Below are 2600 nucleotides of genomic sequence, written 5' to 3' on the forward strand. Positions count from 1 at the left end.
CCCGCCCCCGGTGGTTGAGGAGGGAGCGCCAGCGACCGTCTCGAAACCACCGCCGGTGGTCGAGGAGGCAGCGTCACCCACCCCCGGTGGTTGAGGAGGGAGCGCCAGCGACCGTCTCGAAACCACCGCCGGTGGTCGAGGAGGCAGCGTCACCCACCCCCGGTGGTTGAGGAGGGAGCGCCAGCGACCGTCTCGAAACCACCCCCGGTGAGCGGTCGGCGCGTCACCCCGACAGCTCGACGCTCGCCATCACCGACTCGATCCGCTCCTGCGCGTCCGCACGGTCGGAGCCCTGCGGGATGCCGAACTCCACGTAGACGACGTACTCCCCCGTGCTGGTGCCGAACGACTCCACCCGGTCGCCCAGGCCGGCCGGCCCCGCGAGGTGCCACCAGCGCTGTCCGACGTACTCCACCGGCGCCAGCACGGTGGGCCGGGTCGGGAAGCGCGAGGTCTCGGCGGCGGTCTGGGCCAGCTCGCGCAGCGACCCGCCGTAGTCGGGGATCGACCCGGCGTTGACGAAGGACCCGTCGGCGTAGTCCGCGCTGATCAGCCCCTCACCCAGCTCCTGGGGCTTCGCCCCTGGGGGCGCGACCAGGGAGATCCCCTCGATCCGCAGCTCGGTGCCGTCTGGCGCCTCGGACTCCGAGGGCTCCGAGGGCTCCGAGGGCTCCGCCGGGGCGCTGGTGGAGCCCGCGGAGCCGGCGTCGGTGGGGGACGCCGCCGCGGTCGAGGACGGGTCGGGATCGTCTCCCGCGCCGCTGTCGGAGCACGCGACGCCGGTCAACGCGACGGCGGCGGCGGTCAGGGACAGCAGGACGGTGCGCGCACGGGACAGCATGGCCACAGCGTGCCAGACCCACCACGGGCGCAGCCGCCCGCGAAGGCCCTGCCGGCCGAGGAAGCGCACGTGGACCGGACGACTTCGGTCGACGACGTTAGAAGTCGCGGCCCGAGGGGAAGGAGCGTCTCGGCCACAACCTGCGCCCACGACACCTCGACTGTCCCAGGAGGACGCGCTCATGAGCGACACCACGCCACTGCCAGGGCTCGTAGGTGCCCTGCAGGAGCTCATCATCGACTACGGCGTCATCGAAGGCATCCTCGAGGAGCTGAGCACGGGCGAGGGCGACCTCAGCTCCACCGACCTGGACTGGGCGGCCGGTTCGTCGTTCGGCTCGCTGCCGCGGGGCACCGAGCTCAGCGGGCACGCCGACAAGGCGAAGGACTACCTCCGCGACAGCCTGGTCGAGCTCCGGCAGGCGATGAACATCTACATCGAGGCGGTCCAGACGTTCCGCGACGGGACCAACACGACCGACACGCACTCCGCCGAGGCCCTGGCGCAGATCCAGAGCAGCACCGACGCGGTGGAAGCGATCAACCAGAACCTGGAGAACCGATGAAGGGCACCGAGCGGACGCGTCTCGACCAGGCCGTCGACCAGTCGAGCGACGACGCCATCACCAATGGTGTCACCGCCTGGGAGAACGTCTCCGAGGTGCTCAACAGGGTGGCCCTCCACCTGTCGACGGCCGCCCAGAACGGGATGGACATCGGCGGCGAGACCGGTCCCGCCATGTTCAACGCCCTCAGCGCCTCCGCCGACCGCATGCGTGAGCGTGGCACGGATGCCTTCCGCGGCAAGCTGGCGCTCCAGATGGCCAAGGACGGCGTGATCAAGGCCCGCGAGGCCCGCGACAAGATCGACACCGACCTGCCGCCGCTGACGCCGATCACCTTCACGCCTGACCCCGAGAAGACCCAGGCGGAGAACGACCAGGCCAAGACGACGGCCGACAACTCCGCGACCCTGGCGGCCCAGCGCGAGCAGGCCCGCGAGCAGCGCGCCCGCGAGATCGCCGACCAGATGGAGAGCGACTACGACGAGCCGATCACCATCTTCAAGGACATCCACAAGATCCCCGATCCCGAGCCGCTCCCCGGCACGAGGAACGGCGGCGGTGGCGGGGGGAGCAACCCCTACGGCGACGGCTCCACCGGCGGCAACGGCGGCAGCACCTGGCGCCCCGACGAGGGCGGCCGGATCGACCGCGATCCCGATCGTGACCGCGACCCCGATCGTGACCCGCTCGACCCCGTCGACCCCGTTGACCCGGAGGAGCCCAAGCCCCCGATCATCACCGAGCCGCCGATCACCGGCACCCCGGAGGTGCCGAACGGCACCGACCCCGACATCGGCGACCCCGGCTCCTGGCCCGACGGCGGAGCGTCGGGCACGGGCAGCGGTGGCGGCTCCGGCGGCAGCACGGGCGGTGGCTTCCCCGGCGGTGTCGCGGGCGGCGTGGCCGCCGGCGCCATCGGGGGCGGCGCGCTCCTGGGCGGCATCAAGAGCGGCGCCTTCAGCGGCCTGACCGGCTCGCTCTCCAACGCCGCCACCAAGGCCGGCGCCATCGGCGCCTCGACCCGCACGGGCGCCTCGGGCGCCCTGGGCCGCGGCGCGGCGGTCGCTCCCGGCTCCACGGGCGGAGCGCGTACGGCGGGCGCCGCCGGTGCGGGCGGTCGTGGCGGCAGCCGCAGCGGGGCCCGTGGGGCCGCGCGCGGTGGCACCGGCGCCGGGGGCCGCGGCGCCGGTGGCC

At 73.4% G+C, this 2600-nt stretch carries 2 protein-coding genes and 1 pseudogene; 2 read left to right on the forward strand and 1 reads right to left on the reverse strand.

The window, feature by feature from the left end:
* Nucleotides 1-223 precede the first annotated feature (223 nt).
* Nucleotides 224-841 (reverse strand): hypothetical protein, encoded by a 618-nt coding sequence (locus IR170_RS19190; protein WP_193666509.1) that lies wholly within the window; start codon nt 839-841, stop codon nt 224-226.
* Nucleotides 842-1022: 181 nt separating this feature from the next.
* Between IR170_RS19190 and IR170_RS19195 the strand changes: the two genes are divergently transcribed.
* Both IR170_RS19195 and IR170_RS19200 read left to right on the forward strand, forming a co-directional pair.
* Nucleotides 1023-1406 carry a hypothetical protein gene (locus IR170_RS19195; RefSeq protein WP_193666510.1) on the forward strand — a complete coding sequence of 128 codons (384 nt, stop codon included), beginning with the start codon at nt 1023-1025 and terminating at the stop codon, nt 1404-1406.
* Nucleotides 1403-2600 (forward strand): annotated as a pseudogene (locus tag IR170_RS19200) (hypothetical protein); the annotation flags it as partial. The gene IR170_RS19195 and the pseudogene IR170_RS19200, both read left to right, overlap by 4 nt.

Source organism: Nocardioides kribbensis (assembly GCF_015070375.1).
Taxonomy (GTDB): domain Bacteria; phylum Actinomycetota; class Actinomycetes; order Propionibacteriales; family Nocardioidaceae; genus Nocardioides; species Nocardioides kribbensis.

Excerpts from the sequence above, each read along its gene's own strand:
- IR170_RS19195 (WP_193666510.1), top strand. The coding sequence starts at position 1,023 with ATGAGCGACACCACGCCACTGCCAGGGCTCGTAGGTGCCCTGCAGGAG.
- IR170_RS19190 (WP_193666509.1), bottom strand. The coding sequence starts at position 841 with ATGCTGTCCCGTGCGCGCACCGTCCTGCTGTCCCTGACCGCCGCCGCC.